This window comes from Falsiruegeria sp. JB4-1 (assembly GCF_055693495.1).
In genome coordinates this window covers 685,932-709,996 of the sequence record NZ_JBVFTZ010000001.1, presented here as the reverse complement: position 1 = coordinate 709,996, position 24,065 = coordinate 685,932, and the positions used below count along the sequence as shown (strand labels likewise).

Annotated in this window: 24 protein-coding genes, 1 tRNA gene and 4 pseudogenes; 9 read left to right on the top strand and 20 right to left on the bottom strand. The window is 57.6% G+C overall.

Translation table 11 applies throughout. From position 1 onward, the window contains the following. Positions 1–30: 30 nt before the first annotated feature. Genes ACZ1HE_RS03630 through ACZ1HE_RS03620 form a run of 3 tightly spaced genes read right to left on the bottom strand, consistent with a single transcriptional unit; the run spans position 31 to position 838 of the window. Positions 31–489, bottom strand: coding sequence for an amidohydrolase family protein (locus ACZ1HE_RS03630; RefSeq protein ID WP_472619590.1), 459 nt, complete (start codon positions 487–489; stop codon positions 31–33). Then, entirely contained in the window at positions 381–680 is a 300-nt protein-coding gene (locus ACZ1HE_RS03625; RefSeq protein WP_472624607.1) for a hypothetical protein, read from the bottom strand. Before ACZ1HE_RS03625 ends, ACZ1HE_RS03630 begins: the two co-directional genes overlap by 109 nt. Positions 681–685: 5 nt before the next feature. After that, positions 686–838 (bottom strand): hypothetical protein, encoded by a 153-nt coding sequence (locus ACZ1HE_RS03620; RefSeq protein ID WP_472619589.1) that lies wholly within the window; start codon positions 836–838, stop codon positions 686–688. 77 nt (positions 839–915) lie between these two features. Between ACZ1HE_RS03620 and ACZ1HE_RS03615 the strand changes: the two genes are divergently transcribed. Further along, positions 916–1,494, top strand: a complete 579-nt coding sequence (locus tag ACZ1HE_RS03615; protein WP_472619588.1) for a TetR/AcrR family transcriptional regulator — start codon at positions 916–918, stop codon at positions 1,492–1,494. Positions 1,495–1,506: 12 nt separating this feature from the next. Here the strand turns inward: ACZ1HE_RS03615 and ppk2 are convergent, their stop codons facing one another. After that, the gene (ppk2, locus tag ACZ1HE_RS03610; protein ID WP_472624343.1) at positions 1,507–2,397 is read right to left on the bottom strand and encodes a polyphosphate kinase 2; all 891 of its coding nucleotides are present in this window, start codon (positions 2,395–2,397) and stop codon (positions 1,507–1,509) included. Positions 2,398–2,666: 269 nt separating this feature from the next. Here ppk2 and ACZ1HE_RS03605 point away from each other — a divergent pair, with 269 nt between their 5' ends. Then, entirely contained in the window at positions 2,667–3,164 is a 498-nt protein-coding gene (locus tag ACZ1HE_RS03605) for a hypothetical protein (protein ID WP_472619587.1), read from the top strand. Here ACZ1HE_RS03605 and ACZ1HE_RS03600 read toward each other — a convergent pair. Beyond that, positions 3,139–3,597, bottom strand: coding sequence for an Lrp/AsnC family transcriptional regulator (locus ACZ1HE_RS03600; protein WP_472619586.1), 459 nt, complete (start codon positions 3,595–3,597; stop codon positions 3,139–3,141). The two genes, ACZ1HE_RS03605 and ACZ1HE_RS03600, sit on opposite strands and share 26 nt — an antisense overlap. Positions 3,598–3,734: 137 nt before the next feature. Between ACZ1HE_RS03600 and ald the strand changes: the two genes are divergently transcribed. Then, complete coding sequence (gene ald / locus ACZ1HE_RS03595) at positions 3,735–4,850, top strand: alanine dehydrogenase (protein ID WP_472619585.1); 1,116 nt, start codon at positions 3,735–3,737, stop codon at positions 4,848–4,850. Between the two features lie 135 nt (positions 4,851–4,985). Here ald and ACZ1HE_RS03590 read toward each other — a convergent pair. Beyond that, a tRNA-Met gene (locus ACZ1HE_RS03590) sits at positions 4,986–5,062 on the bottom strand. An 83-nt stretch (positions 5,063–5,145) separates the two neighbouring features. Further along, a pseudogene (locus ACZ1HE_RS03585) lies at positions 5,146–5,953 on the bottom strand (mechanosensitive ion channel family protein). 236 nt (positions 5,954–6,189) lie between these two features. On the opposite strand from ACZ1HE_RS03585, the pseudogene ACZ1HE_RS03580 reads away from it, so the two are divergent. Next, a pseudogene (locus tag ACZ1HE_RS03580) lies at positions 6,190–6,889 on the top strand (glutathione S-transferase N-terminal domain-containing protein). On the opposite strand, the gene ACZ1HE_RS03575 reads toward ACZ1HE_RS03580, so the two are convergent. Both ACZ1HE_RS03575 and pheT read right to left on the bottom strand, forming a co-directional pair. Further along, on the bottom strand, positions 6,886–7,332 hold the full coding sequence (locus ACZ1HE_RS03575; RefSeq protein WP_472619584.1) for a YtoQ family protein: 447 nt from the start codon (positions 7,330–7,332) through the stop codon (positions 6,886–6,888). The pseudogene ACZ1HE_RS03580 and the gene ACZ1HE_RS03575 sit on opposite strands and share 4 nt — an antisense overlap. A gap of 73 nt (positions 7,333–7,405) precedes the next feature. Continuing rightward, entirely contained in the window at positions 7,406–9,802 is a 2,397-nt protein-coding gene (gene pheT / locus ACZ1HE_RS03570) for a phenylalanine--tRNA ligase subunit beta (protein WP_472619583.1), read from the bottom strand. 190 nt (positions 9,803–9,992) lie between these two features. Between pheT and ACZ1HE_RS03565 the strand changes: the two genes are divergently transcribed. Beyond that, positions 9,993–11,165 (top strand): DUF2652 domain-containing protein, encoded by a 1,173-nt coding sequence (locus tag ACZ1HE_RS03565; RefSeq protein ID WP_472619582.1) that lies wholly within the window; start codon positions 9,993–9,995, stop codon positions 11,163–11,165. On the opposite strand, the gene ACZ1HE_RS03560 is transcribed toward ACZ1HE_RS03565, so the two are convergent. The 4 genes from ACZ1HE_RS03560 to ACZ1HE_RS03545 all read right to left on the bottom strand — a co-directional run bounded on the left by ACZ1HE_RS03560 (position 11,156) and on the right by ACZ1HE_RS03545 (position 14,699). Further along, positions 11,156–11,962, bottom strand: a complete 807-nt coding sequence (locus tag ACZ1HE_RS03560; RefSeq protein ID WP_472619581.1) for a CE1 family esterase — start codon at positions 11,960–11,962, stop codon at positions 11,156–11,158. The two genes, ACZ1HE_RS03565 and ACZ1HE_RS03560, sit on opposite strands and share 10 nt — an antisense overlap. Positions 11,963–12,194: 232 nt before the next feature. Then, on the bottom strand, positions 12,195–12,449 hold the full coding sequence (locus tag ACZ1HE_RS03555; protein WP_472619580.1) for a hypothetical protein: 255 nt from the start codon (positions 12,447–12,449) through the stop codon (positions 12,195–12,197). A 42-nt stretch (positions 12,450–12,491) separates the two neighbouring features. Further along, positions 12,492–13,565 (bottom strand): phenylalanine--tRNA ligase subunit alpha, encoded by a 1,074-nt coding sequence (pheS, locus tag ACZ1HE_RS03550; RefSeq protein WP_472619579.1) that lies wholly within the window; start codon positions 13,563–13,565, stop codon positions 12,492–12,494. Positions 13,566–13,631: 66 nt separating this feature from the next. Then, positions 13,632–14,699 (bottom strand): Hint domain-containing protein, encoded by a 1,068-nt coding sequence (locus ACZ1HE_RS03545; protein ID WP_472619578.1) that lies wholly within the window; start codon positions 14,697–14,699, stop codon positions 13,632–13,634. A 165-nt stretch (positions 14,700–14,864) separates the two neighbouring features. On the opposite strand from ACZ1HE_RS03545, the gene ACZ1HE_RS03540 reads away from it, so the two are divergent. Next, on the top strand, positions 14,865–16,046 hold the full coding sequence (locus ACZ1HE_RS03540; RefSeq protein WP_472619577.1) for a YbfB/YjiJ family MFS transporter: 1,182 nt from the start codon (positions 14,865–14,867) through the stop codon (positions 16,044–16,046). A gap of 312 nt (positions 16,047–16,358) precedes the next feature. Here the strand turns inward: ACZ1HE_RS03540 and rplT are convergent, their stop codons facing one another. The 3 genes and pseudogenes from rplT to pyk form a co-directional block, all read right to left on the bottom strand. Then, the gene (gene rplT / locus ACZ1HE_RS03535; RefSeq protein WP_472619576.1) at positions 16,359–16,724 is read right to left on the bottom strand and encodes a 50S ribosomal protein L20; all 366 of its coding nucleotides are present in this window, start codon (positions 16,722–16,724) and stop codon (positions 16,359–16,361) included. 15 nt (positions 16,725–16,739) lie between these two features. Then, a pseudogene (gene rpmI, locus ACZ1HE_RS03530) lies at positions 16,740–16,939 on the bottom strand (50S ribosomal protein L35). Between the two features lie 368 nt (positions 16,940–17,307). Continuing rightward, the gene (pyk, locus tag ACZ1HE_RS03525) at positions 17,308–18,753 is read right to left on the bottom strand and encodes a pyruvate kinase (RefSeq protein WP_472619575.1); all 1,446 of its coding nucleotides are present in this window, start codon (positions 18,751–18,753) and stop codon (positions 17,308–17,310) included. A 114-nt stretch (positions 18,754–18,867) separates the two neighbouring features. Between pyk and ACZ1HE_RS03520 the strand changes: the two genes are divergently transcribed. Together ACZ1HE_RS03520 and ACZ1HE_RS03515 are read left to right on the top strand one after the other, a co-directional pair. Next, complete coding sequence (locus ACZ1HE_RS03520) at positions 18,868–19,605, top strand: N-formylglutamate amidohydrolase (protein ID WP_472619574.1); 738 nt, start codon at positions 18,868–18,870, stop codon at positions 19,603–19,605. Positions 19,606–19,727: 122 nt separating this feature from the next. Next, positions 19,728–19,967: a DUF6868 family protein gene (locus ACZ1HE_RS03515; RefSeq protein WP_472619573.1), complete on the top strand. Its 240-nt coding sequence runs from the start codon at positions 19,728–19,730 to the stop codon at positions 19,965–19,967. Positions 19,968–20,004: 37 nt separating this feature from the next. Here the strand turns inward: ACZ1HE_RS03515 and ACZ1HE_RS03510 are convergent, their stop codons facing one another. Next, entirely contained in the window at positions 20,005–20,451 is a 447-nt protein-coding gene (locus ACZ1HE_RS03510) for a GNAT family N-acetyltransferase (RefSeq protein WP_472619572.1), read from the bottom strand. A gap of 148 nt (positions 20,452–20,599) precedes the next feature. Here ACZ1HE_RS03510 and ACZ1HE_RS03505 point away from each other — a divergent pair. Continuing rightward, a pseudogene (locus ACZ1HE_RS03505) lies at positions 20,600–20,915 on the top strand (DUF1244 domain-containing protein). Here the strand turns inward: ACZ1HE_RS03505 and ACZ1HE_RS03500 are convergent. From ACZ1HE_RS03500 to dgcA, 3 genes are all read right to left on the bottom strand, one after another. Next, complete coding sequence (locus ACZ1HE_RS03500) at positions 20,902–22,092, bottom strand: CaiB/BaiF CoA transferase family protein (protein WP_472619571.1); 1,191 nt, start codon at positions 22,090–22,092, stop codon at positions 20,902–20,904. The pseudogene ACZ1HE_RS03505 and the gene ACZ1HE_RS03500 overlap by 14 nt on opposite strands. Positions 22,093–22,178: 86 nt before the next feature. After that, entirely contained in the window at positions 22,179–23,039 is an 861-nt protein-coding gene (locus ACZ1HE_RS03495) for a D-amino-acid transaminase (RefSeq protein ID WP_472619570.1), read from the bottom strand. A gap of 10 nt (positions 23,040–23,049) precedes the next feature. Beyond that, complete coding sequence (dgcA, locus tag ACZ1HE_RS03490; RefSeq protein WP_108790078.1) at positions 23,050–24,015, bottom strand: N-acetyl-D-Glu racemase DgcA; 966 nt, start codon at positions 24,013–24,015, stop codon at positions 23,050–23,052. Positions 24,016–24,065: the final 50 nt, after the last annotated feature.

The window sequence follows — 24,065 nt, the reverse complement described above, 5'->3', positions numbered from 1 at the left end:
TTTGTTTGAGCTGGGGCTGTGCAACCTTCTTCAAAGTCCAAAGACACGCTTTGCATTGCCTGCAAGGAAAAGTTCTTTCCGGCTTTTTTCCAAGCCCAAGCCATCAAGACCCGACAATGCTTGGGCTGGCGTCATCATTGGATAGTTTGTTCCAAATAGGACTTTCTCCGCTCCGTGCCCCTTTAGAAAACGGATGAGTTCCGGCGGGTATCGCTTGGTCGAATAGGCGGACGTATCAATGTAGACGTTCTCGTGTTTGGTGGCGACAGCAACAGCCTCTTCGGTCCAGGGGTAGCCGATGTGGCCCCCTACTATGACCAACTCAGGGAAATCCAGCGCAACTTGATCCAAGTACAAGGGACGACCGACTTCGGACGGCATCAACGGCCCGGTATGACCAATTTGCGTGCAAAACGGCACCCCAAGATCAACGCAGGTTGCGAACACAGGATAAAACCGTCGATCTGTTGGGGGACTTCCCAAAGCCATGGCAAAACCCGGATTGCTTTGAAACCCAAGTCATTGACGCAGCGCCGGATTTCCCGAACGGCCTGCATCGGGCGCGAGATGTCGACAGATCCCACTCCAATCAGGCGTTCGGGTGCTTGCCCAATAAAACTAGCAACCTCATCATTCGAGATCATTGTCTTTCCCGGTGCTTCCCATGCGTTGATCAACATGCGGTCTACACCCCCTGATCCATCAGGGAAATCGTTGCTGAAACTGGTAATTCCTCGGTGGGAACATCAGTTTTGGTCCAACGCCGTAGCGAAGCAAAAACCGGGTCCTGCGCATGCCTCAACGTCGGGTGCTGACCCCATGCGTCGACAATCTCCATCTTGGTGGTCTCCTATTGGCAAATCAGAATCAGAGCGATACTCTAGAGTACAACTCTAGCCAATAATGTTTCAATACATGTCCGGATCCACAAAACAACAAATCCGAGCAGCCGCTCTAAATCTCTTCGACCAGCAAGGTGTTACTGGCACCACGATCGCGCAAATTCGGGCTGCGGCAGGCGTATCGAACGGCAGTTTCTTTCACGCCTACAAAAACCGGGACAGCCTGTGCTCCGACCTCTATCTGCGCGCCTTGAAAGACTATCATTCCGCACTTTGTGCAGATCTTCCGCCGAACCCGGACGAAGGTATTGCCGCTTTGATCCAAGCCCATTTGAAATGGGTTGTCACATCAGGCCCATCGGCACGGTTCCTGTTTGAACACGCACACACAGAATGGCTTCAGGAAATCCGCGCAGATCAAGCTGCTGAAAACGAAAGGTTTGCCCAAGAGGTGGCCGCTTGGCGAACCCCACTGTTGAAGGCAGAACTGCTCACGCCAATGTCCGACATCATGTTCTTTGCCCAACTGATAGGTCCGGCACAGGTGTTTTGCCGTGGCTGGTTATCAGGACGTACGGATCAGGACCCTCGCGAGCACGCGCGGGTCCTGATCGAAAATGCGCAGAAGGTTTTGTTGGCAGACAAGATCTAGCGCGGGACAATCCTAGTAGATCTTGGGAACATAAAGTTCGTCTGGCAGAAACTGCCGTTCATACTCGGGGTTGTACTTGCGGTCTGGCAGATTGACCTTCTCGCTCGGCACATCCTCGTACGGAATCTGCGTCAGCAAGTGTTCGATGCAATTCAACCGTTCACGCTTCTTGTCGTTGCCTTCGACAATATACCAAGGCGCTTCGGCGATATTGGTGCGTTCGAACATCTCTTCTTTGGCTTTTGTGTACTGCTCCCACCGAATTCGACTTTCCAAGTCCATGGGGGACAGTTTCCACTGTTTCATCGGATCGTGGATGCGCATGAGGAAGCGCAGCTGCTGCTCTTCGTCGGTGATCGAGAACCAATATTTCAACAGGATGATGCCCGACCTCACCAGCATCCTTTCAAATTCGGGCACGTCACGAAAAAACGCCTCAACCTCGTCTTCGGTGGCAAAGCCCATAACGCGCTCCACCCCGGCACGATTGTACCATGACCTGTCGAACAGCACGATTTCTCCGCCTGCGGGCAAGTGCGGCACGTAGCGTTGGAAATACCACTGGCTCTGTTCGCGGCGCGAGGGCGCAGGCAACGCAACCACGCGTGCAATTCGCGGGTTCAGGCGTTGGGTGATCCGCTTGATCACGCCCCCTTTGCCAGCAGAATCACGCCCCTCCATCAGGATCACCACCTTTTGGCCCGTGTGCTGCACCCAATCCTGCAGCTTGATCAATTCGGCCTGCAGACGCAGAAGGTTGCGAAAATACACTTTTCGGTCGAGCATCTCGGGGTGCTGCGCGCGATAGATCTTGCGGATTTCCATCGACAGCATCGGTTCGCTGAACTCGATCTCAAAATCCTCGTCCAGCGTGTCCTCGAGCTCGGCTTCCAACCAGTCCATTGCAGATGTGTTAGATTCCTCGGTCACGGGGCCGGTTCCTTCCTTCAATTCAACAAACACCTAATACGAAGATCAGGTAACGCTTTGGTGTCAGCCTTCAATACGGCGGACACAACCTACCAAAGAAGAACGGCAGGTTTGAGACATGACATGATGATATGGCTGGCAAATCAACACAACCGCAATTTGTTTGCAGGCCTGTGCTTGCCAATGCATTGATTTTGATCAACGTGGGGCGCTCGAACACAAAAAAACTTGCAGGAAACGGCATGATCTATCTGCTGTCTCATTTGCCCGAGCTTTGGCCATGGCTGATCTTTATGCTTGCGTTGGGCAGCGGTTGGGTCGGGTTCCGTCGCGCGGCCTTTGCTCTGCTTGCGGCATGGATCTGCGTTGCGACATATTTTGGCATCCTATCCACCACGGCTTTAATAGCTGTCGCCATAGGGTTGGGGTTGGCCGCATGGCTCCGAAACGCTTCCGGGCCATTAGCTGCTGCGGGGTGGAGCGCGCTGATCCTGTGGTCGCTGGCCATGGCCGCGCATCTGGTACCGGGGTTCAACAACCCCACTGCTCTGGACAATGTCCTGTCGGGGCCAGACAGCAGTCCCTTTACCCTCCATTTGAATGCCGACAAACCGTTGGTATTCTTTGCCCTGCTACTGTCATGGCGCCCGTTGTTGGAACAGGATCATCGCACTCAGGCGGTGCCCCTGCTGCTCTCGGCGGCTCTGGCCCCTCTTAGACCGGCAGGGCAGTGGTTTTAAACACGGTACGCAAGGCAAACGAACTTTGCATCTGCGCCACGCCCGGAAGACGGGCCAAATATTGGCGGTGAATACGCGCAAAATCCTCGGTGTTTTCGGCGACGACCTTCAGAATGTAGTCCGCCGTTCCCGCCATCAGGTGGCATTCCAATACGTCCGGTATCCGACCCACTGCTTTTTCAAATGCATCCAGAACCTCGTCCGCTTGCCCCTGTAACGTGATCTCTACAAAAACTGTCGTAGGAACGCCGAGCTTTCGGGAATCAAGCAATGCAACGTAGTCGCGGATGTATCCATCCGCCTCAAGCCGCTGCACTCGTCGATGACAAGCCGACGGAGACAGATTGGCCTTTTCCGACAATTCCGCATTGGACATGCGGCCTTTGATTTGCAGCGCCCGCAGAATCCGTCGATCTGTTGCGTCCAAGCTCATTCGTGCACATCCTTTGCGTCGTTGACCCCATTGGCGCGATATTATCCCGAAAATGCCACAGTATACGAGGGGGTTTCAGAAGATTTGCGGCTCTGACCTGCCCATATTTTAGGCAGATTGTGAACGGAGGAAGCACAATGAAAATCGGGTGCCCCACAGAAATCAAACCCCAGGAATTCCGCGTCGGCATGACGCCGGATGCCGCCCGCGAGGCGGTTAACCACGGCCACCAGGTGGTCATACAAAAAGGCGCAGGTGCAGGTGCCGGGTTCACCGACGAGGACTATGTCTCGGCCGGCGCGGCAACCATCGACACCGCAGAAGAGATCTTTGCCACGGCCGACATGATCGTGAAAGTCAAAGAACCCCAGGCCGTTGAACGAAAGATGCTTCGTGAAGGCCAGCTGTTGTTCACTTATCTGCATTTGGCACCCGATCCAGATCAGACCCACGACCTGATCGAATCTGGCTGTACCGCGATTGCCTATGAAACCGTGACCGATGACCGTGGTGGCCTGCCGCTGCTGGCGCCAATGTCCGAAGTCGCCGGACGCCTGGCGCCCCAGGTCGGTGCATGGACTCTGCAAAAGGCCAACGGCGGCCGTGGCGTTCTGATGGGTGGTGTTCCGGGCGTGGCTCCAGCCAAGGTCGTGGTCATCGGCGGCGGCGTCGTCGGCACCCACGCCGCCAAGATCGCCGCAGGCATGGGTGCAGACGTCACAGTTCTGGACCGCTCGCTGAACCGCCTGAAATACCTCGATGACGTCTTTGGCCGTGACTTCAAAAACCAGTACTCTACTGCAGGCGCCACAGCTGAACTGGTTCGCGAAGCCGACATGGTGATCGGCGCGGTTCTGATCCCCGGCGCCGAAGCCCCCAAACTGGTATCACGGGCCCAGCTGAGTGAGATGAAGCCCGGCGCAGCACTTGTTGACGTGGCCATCGACCAAGGCGGCTGTTTTGAAACCTCCAAAGCGACCACCCACGCCGACCCGATCTATGAGGTTGATGGCGTAATGCACTACTGCGTGGCAAACATGCCCGGCGCCGTGGCCCGCACTTCGACTCAGGCCTTGGGCAACGCCACCCTGCCCTTCATGCTCAACTTGGCCAACAAAGGCTGGAAACAGGCCTGCGCCGACGATCCGCATTTGCTCAACGGCTTGAATGTGCACGCGGGTCAGTTGACCTACTACGCTGTTGGCAAAGCTCTGGGGATCGACGTCGTTTCGCCCCAACTGGTAATCAAGTAAGACCCGACCAGATAAGACACCAAAGCCCCGGCCACTGCGCCGGGGCTTTTTGGTTTTGATACAAATTCACCATGTCCAAAGGCCACAAATGCAACATCGCGACATTCGTCTGTTTCTGCATCGGTAAGGTAGGACTGGTAGCGTGAGGCGGACTTGAACCGCCGACCCCAGCATTATGAGTGCTGTGCTCTAACCAACTGAGCTATCACGCCGTAACCAGTGGGGCGTCCACTACCCAAGGCTTGGGCCGGTGTCAAACGGATTCCTGACAGACCGGCCCAAATTTTTTGGCATCTCAGCCCTTTTTCTGAATCTCGACCGAGTGCGGATAAGGGATCGATATTCCCTTGGCATCAAATGCCTCTTTTACTGCTTGTGTCAGTTCAAATTTGGCGTCCCAATAGTCGATCGCATCGCACCACAGACGCGCGGTCAAATCTACGGAACTGTCACCAAGATTGGTAACTTTGACCCAAGGTTCGGGATCTGAATGAATGCGCGAGATCCGCCTTGGCCACCTCCAGAATGATTTCTTTTGCTGTGTCCGCACTATCGCCATAGTCGATACCAAACACGAGGTCGACGCGACGCGTGTCATGTGCGGAATAGTTTGTAATGACTGAGCCCCAGGCCTGACCATTGGGAACAATGATCTGTACATTATCGGGTGTCACAAGCTCGGTCACAAAGAGGTTTAAGTCTTTCACCGTGCCCGCAGTACCCCCAATGTCCACATACTGACCCAACTTGTATGGGCGAAAAACAACCAGCATGACGCCTGCCGCCAAATCGCTCAATGTGCCTTGCAATGCCAGGCCGATCGCCAGGGATGCAGCGCCCAAAATGGCGACGATACTTGTGGCCTGGATACCGAAGATGCCCAAAACCGCGACCAAGACGATTGCCAAGATCACCCATTTCACCATGCTGGCGACAAAATTTCCCAGTGTTGGGTCAATCTGCGGCGTGCTGTTGATGCGTCGGCGCACCATTCCAGCTACGGCACCGGCAACAATCCAGCCAACTACTAGAACGATCAAGGCCTTGATCGCATTCAACAGGACCGGACCAAAAGCACCGGCTTGTGTAACAACTTCTTCCACGTGCGTCTCCTTTTACATCGGCACATTCATTTCGCATCAGGGTGACCCTGCGCAGAATTTGAGCAGAAATTAAGAGAAAACTTTGCGACGTCTAGGTTTTTGCAAGGCCTCTGTTCCCCGCAGTGCGTGAACTGATGTTCACCAGCGAACAGTTGGGCAGCACCAAATGCACAGATTACCCCCTGTTATTGCGTGATACGTACCATAGGTTGGTGACATCGCAACCGGAGACCGAAATGACCGACTTGTCCGCTTTTCCTATCACGCGCAGATGGCCCGCTCAAAACCCTGACATTCTGCAGCTTTATTCTTTTCCGACGCCCAACGGGGTGAAAGCCTCGATCATGCTCGAAGAGACCGGGCTGGAGTATGAAGCACACAAAGTCACATTGGCTGATGCGGATGTCAAAAGCCCGGAATTCCTGTCGTTGAATCCCAACAACAAGATTCCTGCCATCATTGACCCCAACGGACCGGATGGCACGCCTATCGGTCTTTTTGAAAGCGGCGCAATCCTGCTGTATCTGGCCGAAAAGACCGGCAAGTTCATCGGTCAGACGGCCGCCGACAAACATCACATCACCCAATGGCTGATGTTCCAGATGGGCGGTGTCGGCCCGATGCTGGGCCAATTGGGCTTTTTCTACAAATTTGCTTAGCGCCGAGATCGAAGATCCCCGCCCCCGCGAGCGCTACATCAACGAGGCCAAGCGCCTGTTGGGTGTGATCGATGGCCAGCTGGAAGGTCGCGATTGGATTGCCGGCGACTACTCCATCGCCGACATGGCCATTGCGCCCTGGCTCAAGGGGTTGGACTTCTACGGCGCGACCGAGGTGGTTGAATTGGCAGATCGCAAAAACGTGCTAGCCTATCTCGACCGCTTCATGCAGCGCCCCGCCGTACAGCGCGGCGCAAACATCCCTCCCCGCGATTAAACGGGCAGCTTTCCTGTCAGCACATAGCGCAGGATTTCAACAACCTGCTGCGGCTCTTCGGCGACGGCCAGGGCCGCGGCATGAACCTCTTTCAGCGCGTGCTGATGCTCGGGCGGGTTCAGCACGATGATCGACTTACCAAGTGCTGCGGCATAACCCGCGTCAAAGGCGGCATTCCACTGCTTGTACTTGTCGCCAAAGCGCACAACGACAACATCCGCATCCTCGATACCCTTGCGGGTACGAATGGCGTTGACCATCGCGCCCTTGTGGTCGTGCCAATACTTGTTGGGCTCCGCCCCCAGGATAGCCACACCGCAATCGTCGCTGGCATCGTGATCGGTCACCGGACTTGAGAACGTTACATCCAGCCCCTCGGCTCCTTGGGTGATCTGCTCGCGCCAATCGGTGTGAATTTCACCGGACAGGTAAACTTTCATCATCTTTCTCTCCCTCCATCAAAAAAGGGGCACATCCGGCCCCTTCTTCTCGTTTCAAATACGGGCCTGCGCGACATCAACCGCGCAGCGCACCGCCTGTGGCCTTGGTCACCTTGGCAACGATCTTATCACTGATCGCCTCGATGTCCTTTTCCTTGAGCGTCTTTTCGGTGGGCTGCAATCGCACGGTTATCGCGAGGGACTTCTTACCCTCACCAACCGAGCCGCCGATGAACTCGTCAAAGACACGGACGTCTTCGATCATCGCCTTGTCAGCACCAGCGGCTGCATTCACCAGCGTCAGCGCCTCGACGCCCTCATCCACAACAAAGGCAAAGTCACGCTCGACCGCTTGCAGGTCACGCAGTTCCAGCGCACCACGGCTGGCGCCCGATTTGCGCGGCATCGGCACCTCATCCGGCCAGATGGTGAACGCCACGGCCGAACCTTTGATGTCCATCGCTTGCAGCACGCGCGGGTGCAACTCACCAAAGACACCTAATACCTTCTTGGGACCAAGGCAGATCTTGCCATGACGGCCCGGATGCCACCAGTCCTGTGCGCCGCGCAGTATCTGCACCTTTGCGGGCGCTCCGATAGCGGCCAGTACCGCCTCGACATCCGCCTTGGCGTCATAGACATCAACCGCACGCGAAGCACCGTGCACGTCCTTCGGTCCAGTGCGCCCCACCAACAGGCCCGAGATCAGATTGTGCTGCTCGCCTGGCTCACCACCGTGAAAGGCGGGGCCAACCTCGAACAGGGCCAAATCCATATACCCACGCGCCTGATTGCGGGCTGCGGCCTGCAACAGGCCGGGCAACAGCGCGGGACGCATGTGCGACATATCCGAGCTGATCGGATTGGCCAGCATGGTCGCGTCATCGCCGCCGCCAAACAGGGCCGCCGAGGCCTGATCGATAAAGGAATACGTTACGCATTCGTTGTAGCCCAAAGCCGCACAGGTCCGGCGTGCCATCTGCTGGCGGCGCTGTTGCGGCGTCATCACCGGCTTTGGGATGCCGTCGGTCAGACGCGGCAGCGGTTTGCCTTCGAGCTTGGTCAGCGACGCAATCCGCGCCACCTCTTCCACCAGGTCCGCCTCACCCTGTACATCCGGGCGCCAGCTAGGCACCTGCGCCATGTTTCCTTCGATCTTGAAGCCCAAACGGGTCAAGGTCTGGCGCTGTTCCGCCTCCGGAATATCCATGCCGACCAGCGATTTCACCCGCTCGGGGTCCAACTTATAGGCACGGCTGTGGTCGGGCTGTGCGCCTGCCATGATCACATTCGACGGCTCACCGCCGCACAGGTCCAGGATCATCTGCGTCGCCGCTTCCATCCCGTCCTTGCACCAATCGGGGTCAATCCCGCGCTCGTTGCGATAGCGCGCGTCCGAGTTGATCTTGAGAGCGCGGCCCGTCAGTGCGGTACGCACCGTGTCAAAGAACGCCGCCTCGACATAAACATTGGTTGTCTCTTGAGTACAGCCCGTGTGCAGACCGCCCATGACCCCAGCAATGCTCTCGATGCCAGTGTCATCCGAGATCACGGTCATGTCGTCGCCGAAGGTGTACTCTTTCTCGTCCAGCCCCACCAGCGTCTCGCCCGCTTTGGACCGATGCACCCGCAGGTCGCCCTGCACCTTGTCTGCGTCGAACACATGCAGAGGGCGGTTACGGTCAAAGGTGAAGAAGTTGGTGATGTCCACCAGTGCCGAGATCGGACGCAAGCCAATCGCGGTCAGACGATCCTGCAGCCACTGCGGCGAGGGGCCGTTTTTGACGTTGCGGATCAGGCGGCCATAAAACACCGGGCACGCCTCACGCGTATCGTCGTCGATGGTCACGTTAATCGGGTTCGAGAATTCACCCTCAACCGGGGCAATCTCGCGCGCCTTGATCGTACCCAAACCACGCGCCGCCAGATCGCGGGCGATGCCATAGACGCCAAGCGCGTCGGGACGGTTGGGCGTGATCGCGATCTCGATCATCGGGTCAACCTTGGCAGGCGCGTTCTCGGCCAGCCAATCAACAAAGCTGTCACCCACTTCGCCCGACGGCAACTCGATGATGCCATCATGTTCGTCCGACAGCTCCAACTCACGCTCGGAGGCCATCATGCCAAAGCTCTCAACACCGCGGATTTTGCCGACACCAATGGTGATGTCGAGGCCGGGGATGTACATGCCCGGCTTGCAAACCACGACAGTGATGCCTTCGCGGGCATTGGGGGCGCCACAGATGATCTGCATCTCGCCCTCGTCGGTGTCGACCTTGCACACCCGCAGCTTGTCGGCATCAGGGTGCTTTTCGGCATGTTTCACATAACCTAGGGTGAACCCCTTCAGCCGGTCGGCCGGGTTGGTGATCTCTTCGACTTCAAGACCCAGATCGGTCAGGGCCTCAGCGATCTCGTCCACCGATGCGTCAGTGTCGAGGTGATCCTTCAGCCAGGATAGGGTGAATTTCATTGCGTCTCGTCCGCGATTGATCAGAAAGTTACAGCAGGCTTTATCGGATCAGCACGGATGGGGAAAGGGGACAAGGGCCTGCAATGGCAATTTGCCTACATCCGTTGGCCGAATGCACAAATCAGAATGTTTTGACCTGTTCGCGAAATTGTGCGTACGCTGGGGATATTGATCTTGGGGGCGTATCAATATGACATCCGAAAATACCGGGCCGCAGTCTGCATTTTTCGTGATTGCGGACATATCCGGGTACACTAAATTCATGTCCGAGACGGAGATCACGCACGCTAAGGGAATCCTAGAGCAATTGTTTGGTGCGTTAGTCCCGGCAATCCGATCTCCACTAACCATATCTGGCCTACAGGGCGACGCTGTCTTTGCCTTTGCGTTCGAAAGCGATGTGATGACCAAACAATTCATCATCGATTTTGCCGAACAGATCTACTGCGCCTTTGCCCGCAGCAAGGAAAAGATGCAGATCAACACCTCATGCGAATGCGGGGCCTGCGCCAATGTGGACGGGCTTGAGCTCAAAATTGTGGTGCATTACGGCGAATGTGTCGTGCAGGAAACCGGCGGGCGACAAGAACTGGCTGGGACGGATGTGATCACCGCATTTCGCCTTCTCAAGAACACGGTCAAAGAACGCACCGGAATGGACGCCTATATGCTCGTCTCATGCGACGCACTGCGTAAGATGGACATGAAAGAGCTGTTTTCCCAAGACGAGTTCTATACCGAGGACATCGAGCACATTGGAGAGCTCGAGTATGTGGTGCGTGACCTGAAACAGGCGTGGGAACGCAGGCGTGGCTCGGAACAGGTGTTCGTCAAACCCGACGAAGACTTACTGATGGAAGAATGGGCCATCCCGGTAACGGTATCTCCTGCGGCCGCATTTACAGCATGCACCCGCCCAGACATGCGCGCCAAGTGGTTGGGCGCAGATGCCATTGATCTGCTGGGCTTGAACAAAGGCAAAGTCGAACCCGGCACAATGTATCATTGTCACCACGGCGACGACATATTCCCTTTCGAGATCATCGATTGGCGCCCCGGTGAATACGTGACAGGCCGCTACAATCTGCCGATGGGCTTGACGATGTATGAAACCAACGAGCTGGTGTCGGTTGGCGATGGCACGATGATCAAGATCCGCTTTGCAACGCCCAAAGGCGGCAACCTGATGGGGCGGCTGATGACCGGCATGGTCAAGAAAAAGCTGAAGTCGATCATCGTCCCGGACAAGGAAAACCGGATCAATCGCCTGAAAGAGATCTGTACCAATTGGCTGGCCGAGGATGCATCGCTTGCCCCCGACAGGCAAAAGGACGTGGGTGAATTGATCGGTGCTCAGGGGTAAGTCGGCGCGCGGCCCAACAGCTCGTCCAATTGACGCCCGACCCAACCGTGCGGGATGAAATGCCCGCCTGGGTGGGTGTCGAGCGTGACCTTGCCCTGCGCGCAACTGGTCCATTCTGTTCGGCTGAGGGTCAGGAACGGCTCAACACTCCAATCACCTTTGGGAGTCGCATCGCCGCAATCATATTGCGCCCGCCACAAGGCGACGGGATGAGTGGTTTCCCCGTTAGGACCAAAGGGAAAACCCATCACAGTATCGCGCAGCCCATGCACATGGCGCACCTCACGCGGGGTGCTGGGACAATGTTCGGTCTGGCGAATGGTGCCTGCGATGCCCATGAGTGCAGCAACTGACGTTTCGGACTGGCAAGCAAAGCGCCACGCCATCGCGCCGCCATAAGAATACCCCGAGACATAAATACGCTCGGGGTCTACCGGGTAATGCTTAGCCACATCGGCCAATACATCATCACCAAAACCCACGTCATCGGTGTCCGAGGTCCAGAAATCCCAGCTTTTGTGCCGCCCGTTCGGGGCCACCAACAAGACGCCGCGCAATTTCGTGTGCCCTGCAATTCGCTGATGCCGCACCACCAGATCGCCCTGCCGCGACCAACCGTGGAAATGCATCAGCACCGGCAGGGGCGTCTCGCCATCCCAGCCATCAGGCTCCAGCACGTGATACGACCGATCGCCCAGTTCACAGGCGGTCTGCCCGTGGCAGTCGGATTTCCACGGCCCCATGGCAAGGGCCGAAGTTGCAGAGAGGAGAAAGCAGGCAAGCGCGGTTCTGATCATGGCTCGACCCTACCCGCCCTGCGGACCATGTCACGTCACATCTCTGTGGGGAGAAAGTCGCGCCATCGGCAGACCACTGAATGGCGATGTAACGGGGGCTTGGGCCACTTTGTCCCCGCCAAATTCGTCTGTGCTCTGATTGAAAATGCGACGTATCCAAATCGCCAGCCCTGGCGGTCGGTCTGTCGATGGCGCGGAGGCCTACGGCCTTGATTCTGCGCCGCGAAACGATCTACTTTCTGAAGCTTTTTAGTAGTTTTTTGGTGCGGTAGACACCTTCGCTTCGATGCCGCGCAATTTGATCTCGTTTTTTCCAAACCGAATCGAACGCGTGCGCGAAAACGGAAACAGGACCCCATACGAAAACGGAATAGGCCAAGAACACCCAAACCGGCGTGAAGAACAAAACGACCACAGAAAAAACAAAGGCCACGCCAATGATGACGCGGCCTTTCCAGCGTGGCATCGCCTCGGCGTGCCGCAACATCCAATTGTAAATGACAGCCATGTAATGGCTGACACTGTACATCTAGCGGCTCAAACCACCATGCAGGTTCGGCATGTCCAGCGCGGCAAAGCCATAGTGGCGCAGCCAACGCAGGTCGCTTTCAAAGAAGGCGCGCAGGTCGGGGATGCCATATTTCAGCATCGCGATCCGGTCGATCCCCATGCCAAAGGCAAAGCCCTGATACTCGTCAGGATCAATACCACCGGCGGCGATCACCTTGGGGTGGACCATGCCCGAGCCCAGGATCTCCAGCCAGTCATCACCTTCCCCAATCTTGAGCGTCCCGCCCTCCCACGAGCAGCGGATGTCGACCTCGGCCGACGGCTCGGTGAACGGGAAATGCGAGGCGCGGAAGCGCAGGTCGACGCCATCGACCTCAAAAAACGCCTTCACAAACTCTTCGAGCACCCATTTCAGGTTCGCCATCGAAATGTCCTTGTCGATGGCCAGACCTTCGACTTGATGGAACATCGGCGTGTGAGTCTGGTCATAATCGGCGCGGTACACACCACCGGGACAGATCACTCGGATCGGCGCGCCGGTTTTCTCCATCGAACGGATCTGAACGGGCGAGGTATGCGTGCGCAGCACATGCGGCGGGCGGTTGTCGCCATCGGCACGGTGCATATAGAACGTGTCCATCTCAGCCCGCGCGGGGTGGTGACCGGGGATGTTCAGCGCATCAAAGTTATACCAATCGGTCTCAATCCGGGGCCCTTCGGCCACGGCAAAGCCCATTTCGGCAAAAATCGCGGTCAGCTCTTCGCTAGCCTGGCTGATCGGGTGCAGGCTGCCCTGACGGCGCGGGCGCACGGGCAAAGTCACATCCAGCCACTCGGTCCGCAGACGCTCATCCAGAGCGGCGTCGGCAAGACCGGCCTTCTTGGCGGTCAGTGCCGAGTTGATCTCATCCTTGAGCGCGTTGAGCGCGGGGCCTGCCACCTGGCGTTCCTCGGGCGTCATCTTGCCCAGTTCGCGCATCTTCAGCGCCACTTCGCCCTTTTTGCCAACCGCTGCGACGCGGATCGCCTCAAGCGCTGCCTCGTCGCCCGCATCGGCGATCTGACCCAGATATTTTGCCTTAAGATCGTCCATGACGGTCCCCTGATCACATGTTGTTGCCCTGCTATCACAGCAGTCACCGAAAGCAAGAGCACGGCGTCAGGCGCGGCGCAACAATGTGGCCTGTGGGCCGCTTTGGATCGCGCGGGCGGGAGCTCCATAGACCTCGGGCGTGTCACGCAACTCGGGGAAAAGTGCAAAGAGCTCTTGCGCCGTTTCATTGACCAGCGCACCCAACCCCAATTGTCCGGGGTAAAAACTCTCACTGTCGACACCACCTGTCGAAACAATCTGATGCGCATCAAACAGGATGTGAACGTAGCGGACAATGTCCATGGGCACCTGGCACACATCACGGCCGTCGATCAGGGACTTGGCCGGAACCAAAACCTCATCCTCGCCAAAATACAGCTCCACCTGCCAGCCCGAGATCAGGATACGATGCTGCGGCGAAACCATCACATCGCGGCTCGCCCCAAATGCGCCCCTTCCAATCCGAACCGGAGCCAGCCGTCCAAGTCCCCGCACCGTTTGTGACCCGACCCAGCGTACCGGTTGCAATCCGTGATCCCGAGTCATCACCAAATCGCCGGGTTCTATCATCTCGACCGGGCGTTCGCCGCTCGCGGTATCGATCAATGTACCGGCAACAAAACACGCCATCCCCGAATCGCCGGGACTGACTGTGCCGTATGTCAGCACGTCCGGGTTCGGTTGATTGAACTGCAAAGTGGTCGTTGTGGAATTTGGACCAACCAGCACCGGCAAATTGTCCGAGGTCGCCCCCGCCGCCGCGCCGTTGTTTGCCGTGATGTTCTGGGTGCCGCCGCCAATGTCGTAGAAATCGACCACCTCATTCTCGGCGGTGTTTGTCAGCGCATAGGCTTCAAAGTTGTTTGCGCCACCGCCATTCGGATCAGTCAGCAGAATATTGAAATAATCCGCCGAGATCACATAGACGATTTCACCATTATCCGGATCAATCGAGACCTGAACAAGCGGGTTGTCCAGTTGAACCTCAACCCCAACATTCCCGTTGGCTTGGTAGAAGGACACCGTAAAGTCTGCCGGATCCTGGTTTGCCCCAAGCGAAACCTCAAGAAATTCCGACACACCCGAAGCACGGGCATAGGCATTGGAGTAGTGAAGTTCACTGATACGGGCCACGGCTTAGCATCACTCTTTGTTTCTGGGTTTCTATATGTTGTCGCAAACTGGCAAAAGTAGGGTCTAATTTTGAAATCAGCATCAAAATAGCAGTATTGCGCAGCGTTCCGCTTGCACCGGCGTCCTTCCTGCCCGAGCGTTTGCAGTGAGGAGAGACCTTTCGACATGCAGATCGCAACCCCACCCAGACCCTGGCTGGTCCTTTTGGGACTGGCCTTGGGTGTTTGTGTCACCAACGGCTTTGCTCGTTTTGCCTATGGGCTGATCCTGCCTGCAATGAAATCATCGCAAAATTGGACCTATGCCGAAGCCGGTTGGCTCAACACGGCCAATGCTTTGGGTTATGTCCTGGGTGCCTTGTTCACCGCGACCCTGATCCGTCGGGTAGGGCCATCTCGGCTGTTCAGCACCGGCGTTGTTCTGACTGCCATTTGCCTGTTTGCCACCGGGACAAACACATCGATTTTTGCCCAAAGCTTTTGGCGTATTCTGGCGGGGGTCTTTGGTGCTGGGTCCTTTGTGGTCAGCGGTGCCCTGGCGGCTGCCCTGTTTCAGGACGATCCAAAGCGCAATGCCCTGTCGATCGCTTTCTATTTTGGCGGGGGAGGAGGTCTTGGCATCATTGTTTGCGGTGCGACCTTGCCAATGATGCTGGACTGGCTGGGCCCAAGGGCGTGGCCCTGGGGCTGGATTGGCATTGGTTTGGTCAGTTTTGCCATCTGCCCTCTGAGCATCTGGGCCGGAGAGTCGCTTCGGGTCCAATCGGCCCCCGCGCCAACCCGCGACCCAGTGCCAATACGAAAGATGCTTGGCGAAATATGCGGCTATGCTGGCTTTGGTCTAGGATACATCGTGTATCTGACGTTCCTGGCCTTGTGGATGAAAGAACGCGACTACAGCGCATTCATGATCTCGAGCACTTGGGTTCTGTTGGGGGTTTGCATCACCCTATCACCCTTTATCTGGCGATCTGTTTTTGCACGATTTGCAAACGGTGTTCCACTGGCTCTGATCCTGACTGGCATTGCAATTGGGTCCGCATTGCCAATTTTTGCTCCATCGGCCCTAGGGTTGATGGTGTCGGCCATCGTTTTTGGCCTGTCGGTGTTTATGGCACCCGGTGCGATCACCAATTTTACGCGTCAAAACATGCCGCAGGACAGCTGGGGCGCAACGATCAGCATGTTCACCGTAGTCTTTGCGGTCTCCCAAACCGTTGGCCCCATCGGAGCCGGGCTGATTGGAGATATGACGGGCGACATCGGTGATAGCCTGATGACAGCCTCGGTCTTGTTGATGATAGGCGCTTTGTTGGCCTTGACCCAAAGGGCGCTTACCCGAAGTTGACCGCCATACTGAGAAAGAGATGACTATTCTGTGCTCGGGAACCTGCAAGTGTGTTGCCCATCTAAGGGGTGCTCCCGCCCGTCGTCGATGTTTCTGACGAAACACCTCCTCCCGTTGGGCCAGGCTCGTGAGGGCCTTGCCCTTATGAGCCTGGACCAAGGCCGCTATGGGTGCTGACACAGTCAGGACCGCTCGGGTACGGGAGTGCTCCGTTCAACCAGAGCCCCGCCACCCCAAAGCCTTAGCACACAAAGAAAAAGGGCCGATCCGCTTTGGATCGACCCTTCTTTTCACTGTCGCTCGTTTACCGTCTTACGCGGCCAGAGCCGCCTGTGCCTTGGCAACGATGGCACCGAATGCGTCGGGCTCGTGCACGGCCAGGTCGGCCAGGACCTTACGGTCAACTTCGATACCGGCCAGGTTCAGGCCGTTGATGAAGCGCGAATACGTCAGCGCCTCGTCGTGGCTGCGCACAGCAGCATTGATACGCTGGATCCACAGAGCGCGGAAGTTGCGCTTGCGGTTCTTACGGTCACGGGTTGCATACTGGTTTGCCTTGTCGACGGCCTGAGTTGCGACCTTGAAGGTGTTCTTGCGGCGGCCATAGTAACCTTTGGCGGCCTTTATGACCTTCTTGTGACGGGCGTGAGTCGTGGTTCCACCTTTAACGCGGGACATATCTCAGATCTCCTCTTAACGATCGTAGGGCATGAAGCCCTTGACGATCTTGGCGTCGGGGGCAGAAAGTGTGGTGTTGCCGCGGGCATCACGGATAAATTTCTTTGTCCGCTTGATCATGCCGTGGCGCTTGCTAGCCGGCCCGCCAGGACCTTACCAGTAGCTGTCACCTTAAAGCGCTTCTTGGCGCTCGACTTGGTCTTCATCTTGGGCATTTCCGTCTCCTTGAGTTCGGGTTCGGTTCAGACGCGACTCGGCATGCCACTATAAGCCGGTCGCGCGGTCAGAAGCGCCGTGTACGCAAGTCGGATCACTTAGGCAAGAGGGTCAGGGCAGGATTCGTGCCACAACGCCAAAAAAACGTCCGGGATCTGGGCCATGGTATACCCGCCGGGGTGCGTGCTGATCGCGTATACGAACAAACCGCGCGGCAATCAAGAGTATCAACATCGGGGCTCGCGGTGATCGACCATCGCTGTAAGCCGAGATCATGGCAGGAACCGAAAATACGGCGAGAACCATCCCAACCACAAGCATCAGGTCCGTATCCATTGCTTTGCCCTCCACCTATGTGAAGAGGATATTAGCCTGGGTCTGTGTTGTAAATCAGCCGTTCATCACAGGGCGCAACCCGCAGGATATTGGTGGAGCCCGGCACGTTGAACGGAATCCCAGCGGTTACAACAATCTGATCCGTCTCCATCGCGAACCCATCTGATCGAGCCGCGCGAGCCGCATTGACCACCGCGCTTTTGAACCGTTCAAGTTCGGGTGTCATCACACAGTGGCATCCCCAAGTCAGGCACAAACGGCGGGCTGTCCCACGCAGGGACGTCATCGCAATGATCGGAACCCCCGGGCGTTCACGTGCCGTCTTGAGAGCGGTCGTCCCACTTTGCGTGAAACAGCAGATCGCCTTGACGTCAGTCTTTTCCGCAATCTCACGCGCAGCTGCCACGATGCCATCGGCCACAGTTGTGCCCTTGGCCGTACGCGAGGCCGCGATGATCTGCTCATACGTCGGATCGGCCTCGACCTCGGTCGCGACACGGTCCATGGTTTGCACCGCCTCAACCGGATAGCCGCCCGCAGCCGATTCCGCGCTAAGCATGATCGCATCGGTGCCCTCATAAATGGCAGTGGCCACGTCGGACACTTCGGCCCGGGTAGGCATCGGGCTTTCAATCATGCTTTCCAACATCTGGGTTGCAACGATCACCGGTTTGGCTGCAGCCCGGCACTTGCGCACCAGGCGCTTTTGAATCGGGGGCACGGCTGCCACCGGCAATTCGACCCCCAGATCACCACGAGCAACCATAATTCCGTCCGAGGCATCCAGAATGTCAGCAAACGCCTCAACTGCGGCTGGCTTTTCAATCTTGGAAAGGATCGCGGCTCGGCCATCGGCCAAAGCGCGCGCCTCGAACACATCTTTAGGCCGCTGCACGAAACTCAGCGCCAGCCAGTCGACCCCCAGCTGACAGACAAATTCCAGATCGGCGCGGTCCTTTTCCGACAGAGCCGCCAGTGGCAGCACAACATCGGGAACATTCACGCCCTTGCGGTTGGAGATCGTGCCACCGATTTCGACTGTGCAATTTGCGTGATCCGTACCGCAGCTGTCGACCACCAAACGGATTTTTCCGTCGTTGACCAGCAAGTGCGCGCCCGACTCCAACGCTTGAAAAATCTCGGGATGGGGCAAGCACACGCGGGTTGCATCGCCCGGCGCCTCATCAAGATCCAACCGAAAGGTCGCGCCCTGCACCAGCTCTTCGGCGTCATTGGCAAAAACACCGACTCGCAGCTTGGGCCCCTGCAGGTCCGCCAGAATGGCGATCGGACTATCTAGATCCTTTTCGACCTGCCGGATTATGCGGTGCTTTTCGCGGATTTCGTCGTGCGAGCCATGGCTCATGTTCAGACGAAACACGTCAGCACCCGCCTCGTGTAGCGACCGGATCATGTCGTAGTCTTCTGACGCCGGTCCCAGCGTCGCCACGATTTTCACATTTCTAAGGCGTCGCATGGTTGCTCCTCTGGTTCGTCAAAATGTTACCGCAAACGGTCTTGCACTGCTTATCGCGCAATTCCCTTTCTGCGGCAACTGTCCTACACCTGCGACAAAAGAGATGACAGGCGCATGACATACACCCCGTTTTATATCCACGGCGAAAACAAACCCTCCCGCTGGCTGATCACCTGCGATCACGCCACCAACACCGTCCCGCCCGAGATTAACGGTGGTGACCTAGGCCTCCCGCGTGAGGATATGGAGCGTCATATCGCCTACGACGTCGGTGCCTATGAGGTGTCGCGCCACCTGGGCGAGATCCTGAATGCGCCGGTGGTGGCCTCGAACTTCTCGCGTCTGGTGATCGATCCCAACCGGGGCGAGGACGACCCAACCCTGCTGATGAAGCTCTATGATGGCTCGATCATTCCCGGAAACCGTCACGCCGACGCAGCCGAGCGAGAACGACGACTGGACATGTGCTATCGCCCTTATCATCGCGAACTGGCGCGTATGGCCGCGCTACCGCATGCGGTGATCGTCTCAGTTCACTCCTTCACCCGCCAGCTGCGCGGTCGCGAACCCCGCCCGTGGGAGATTGGCATTCTCTACACCCCAGACGAGCGGTTCTCGCGCCCCCTGATCAACCGGCTGAACGCCGAGGGGGATCTCACCGTGGGTGAAAACGAGCCCTACACCGGAGTTTTGCCCGGCGATGCTATCGACACACATTGCACCGCTCATGGCCGCCCCAACGTATTGATTGAACTGCGAAATGACCTGATCGCAGATCACACCGGCCAGAGGGCATGGGCCGAGCGACTGGCGCCGATCCTGACTGCAGCGTTGGAGGACAGCGAGCTCTGACCTTGCAACATGACGCAGGGTCAAAAGGTGTGGGTTTCGACGCTCACATTCTTGTGAGATCGCGCCTCACACCCCATATTATGGGCAAGGAGGACAACAGATACCCCAGAAAGGAGCGTATCATGACCGTAGAATTCCTAACCACCGTCTTTGGATGGATGACCGTTCTGAACATAGGCTTTCTGACCTTCACCACAGTGATGCTTTTGGCGATGCAGAATTGGGTAACCGGGGTTCATGCCCGGATGTTCAAGATGGAAGAGGCTGACGTCCGCAAGGCGTATTTCGCCTACCTCGCAAAGTACAAGACACTGACTCTGGTCTTTGCCGTGGCGCCGTACCTTGCGTTGAAACTCGCCTGACCTTCGGCGGAACGCGCTAACGCGCGCTCCGCTACTCTTATCTCCTCCAGCTGTATGTCACCCAATCGGTCTTGTCCGCATGCCGATCATAGACGGCGCGTGCGCGGTAATTGCCTTCGCGGGTCATCCAGCGCACCACGTCCCAGCCCTGGCTTTCGGCAAAGTCCCCGACGGCCTTGATCATCAGATCAACTACGCCCTGCCCCCGCACCTTTGGATCGACAAACATGTCGTCGATGTAGGCACCGATGGTGGCAGGCAATGGTCGCTCGTAAGATCTGAAATGCGTGAACCCCACCAGTTCGCCAGCCTCGGTCTCGGCAACAATACAGCGGGTCTGTGCTGTTGGTGACAAGACCCAGTCCCAGACACGCGCACGCATTTCTTCTGTCTGCTCGGTCTTGCCAAAGGTGGCATAGGCCAGAAACATGCGCTCCCACGCCGGACGGGCAGCCCCTGTTACAAATCTCGTCGTGATGGTCATCGAAATCTCTACCTGCTCAAATCCGGGGTCGCAGCCCACTTACGGCACCGTGTGCAAGGACAGAACCAACCGTCAACGTCACGCCCGTTGTAACACGCCCGCTTGGTTGTTACCTCTACGTCAAAGCACAGCCATTCGGAGCCACCTCATGGACCAGCAGACAGAAATCGAACTCCAGTGCCGCCGCCTTTCGCCGCCTCCAAAAGCACCTGATGGAAGATCGCACCGATGTACAAAACATCGACATGATGAACCTGACCGGTTTTTGCCGCAACTGCCTGTCGCGCTGGTATCAGGAAGCCGCCAACGAAAAAGGCATCGAGATGGGCAAGGCCGAGGCGCGGGAGGTTTTTTATGGAATGACCATGGATGAGTGGAAAGCCAACTATCAAACCGAAGCCAGCCCCGAAAAACAGGCCGCATTCGAGGTCGCGTTTGAAGAGAACGTGACTAAGAAGGGCTGAACACCACCCCCTTAGCCTGCAAGGCATCAAACTCACTTTGGCCGATCCCCAACTCGGCCAGAATGCCCCGGCTGTCGGCCCCGTGTGCGTGTGGAGCGTGGTTCAACGACGGCCCGCCGTGATCAAAGCCAAATCCGGCTACGGCCAATGTCATGTTGCCCACCGACTGGATCACTGGACGCGTCGTAATCTGTTCCTCTTCCAAAGCCTCAGCCAAACCGCGCACCCGTGCTACCGGAACGTGGGCCCCATTCAGCCTGTCCTCCCATTCAACCGCTGAGCGCGTCGCGAGGACCTGAGCCAAAGTCGCCGCATCCTCCTCTCGTCGTGCACCGATCTTCGCCCGGGGCGTTGCCAGGATGGCATCTGCCCGCGCGTCATGGCCGATGGCGCGCATCAGGCTGGCCATCTGCGCGTTGGAGAAGGCGCCAATCATCACCTGCCCGTCTGCCGTGTCATAAGTCGCGTAGCCCGCCAAGTTGGGGTCCTGATTGCCGTGCGGCTTGGGCGCCTGCCCCGTCGCCAGCGTCGTCGCCGTGTGCGAGTTCATCAACATCAGCGCGCAATCCGCCATGGATACGTCGATCCGCCGCCCCAATCCGGTCTGCGTCCGCCCGAACAAAGCCGCCGAGATCGCCATCGCCGCCTGTGCGCCGGTGCCATAATCCACCATCGCGGGCCCGACCCGCACCGGATCACCGTCGGCCTCGCCATTGGCGGCCATGATCCCGGTAAAGGCCTGGATCACGACGTCATAAGCCGCATGCGCCGCCTTGGGTCCTGTCGCTCCAAACCCGCTGATCGCGCAATAGATCAGATCGGGTTTTAGCGCAGACAGGCGGTCGTATCCCAACCCCAGCTCTTCAATCGCATGTGCCGTGTAGTTCTGCACCAGAACATCCGCCGTCGCGACCAGTCGGTCAAACACTTCACGGCCACCCTCGGCCTTCAAATCCAAGGCCAATGTCCGCTTCCCGCCGCCCTGCGCCTGAAAAGATAGGCCCATGCCTTGAGCGTTCAGTGCTGTATCTGCGCCTTCAGCACGGGTCATGTCGGGTTGATTGACAGGTTCGATCTTGATGACCTCAGCCCCAAGAGCACCCAGTTGATACGTGCAAAAGGGACCTGCAAACACATGGGTCAGGTCCAGCACCCGCAAACCTTCGAACGGTCGCATAAAAAAATCCTCCCTCAGGTCAGGCTGACCCAAGGGAGGATTGCAAACTGTTCCGTTCTCGTCAGAGAGGCGTCGCGTTCCGCAATTTAAACGGCGGCCTTGCGACTTTCATCCAGGTAGATCTCGCGCAGACGCTTGGCGATCGGGCCCGGAGTGCCGTCGCCCAGCTGAACGCCGTCGATCTCAACAACCGGCATCACAAAGGCCGAGGCGGAGGTGGTGAAGGCTTCATCCGCCTCTTTTGCCTCGTCGATGGTGAACAAACGCTCTTCGACTTCCATCTGGGCCTCAGCCGCCATACGCAGAACTGCCTTGCGGGTGATGCCGTGCAGGATGTCGGTCGACAGCGGGCGGGTCACGATTTTGCCGTCCTTGACGAAATAAGCGTTGTTAGAGGTGCCCTCGGTCACATGACCATCCTCGATCAGCCAAGCATCGTCACAACCGGCGGCCTTGGCCATCATCTTACCCATCGAGGGGTACAGCAACTGAACGGTCTTGATATCACGACGGCCCCAACGGATATCCTCGATCGAGATGATCTTGGCGCCCTTCTTTGCTGCCGGGCTGTCGGCCAGACCAGGTTTGTTCTGGGTGAACAGCACGATCGTCGGCTTGGTGTCGGCTGAAGGGAACACAAAGTCACGGTCGCCATCGCTGCCGCGGGTGACTTGCAGATAGACCAGACCTTCGTTGATGTCGTTCAGTTCCACCAGCTTGCGGTGGATCTCCAGAAGCTCGTCCTTGGTGCAGGGCTCGGCCATCTGCAACTCGTCCAGCGAGCGTTTCAGGCGCACGGCGTGACCTTCGAAATCAATCAGCTTGCCGTCCAGAACACTGGTCACCTCGTAAACGGCATCCGCCATCAGGAAACCGCGGTCAAAAATCGACACCTTCGCCTCGGTCTCGGGCAGGTATTCGCCATTTACATAAACAGTACGGGTCATGTTTGTCTCCTCAGCCCCAGAGTGCCGCTTCCGGCGGGTGCACTCCGGCGTCGTCAAAATTCAGCGGTGTGTCGCGGTCTTCGGCCAACAAGAGCGGGCCGTCAAGGTCGGTCACAACCGCACCTTGTGCCACCAGTGTCGCAGGGGCCATCGCCAGCGAGCTGCCAACCATACAGCCAACCATGACTTCGTACCCTTCGGCCAAGGCCGCATCGCGCAGCTTAAGCGCCTCGGTCAGGCCACCGGTCTTGTCCAGCTTGATGTTGACCACATCATACTTGCCCTTGAGTTTGGGCAGGCTGGTGCGGTCATGGCAGCTTTCATCAGCACAAACTGGCACCGGGCGATCCATCCCGATCAGCGCGTCATCTTCACCGGCAGGCAACGGCTGCTCGACCAGAGCCACGCCAAGGCGCACCAGATGCGGTGCCAGATCGGCATAAACCTCGGCCGACCAGCCTTCGTTGGCGTCCACGATGATCTTGGAGTTCGGCGCGCCTGCGCGAACTGCTTCCAGACGCGGCATGTCATCTGCCGTACCCAGCTTGATCTTGAGCAGCGGGCGGTACGCGTTTTCTTCGGCCTGCTTTCGCATCTCCTCAGGCGAGGCCAGCGACAGCGTATAAGCGGTGATCTCAGCACCCGGAGCTTCAAGCCCCGCCAATTCCCACGCGCGTTTGCCTGCACGTTTGGCTTCCAGGTCCCACAAAGCGCAATCAACCGCGTTGCGCGCAGCCCCTGCGGGCAGCAGATCCATCAGCCTTTCGCGGTCGAATGTCTCGGGTAGGCCGCGGATTTCGGCTTCGACCGACTCCAGCGTTTCGTTGTAGCGGGCATAGGGCACACATTCGCCGACGCCCTGGTGTTCGCCATCGGTGATCCGCACCGTCAGCACATGGGCCTCGGTCCGCGATCCGCGCGAGATGGTGAACACCTGCGCCAGTTTGAACACATCACGGGTGACTTCTATCTGCACGCGCCCCATCCTTCTTCTCGTTCAAAATACGGCCGCCGGGGGCGGATCAA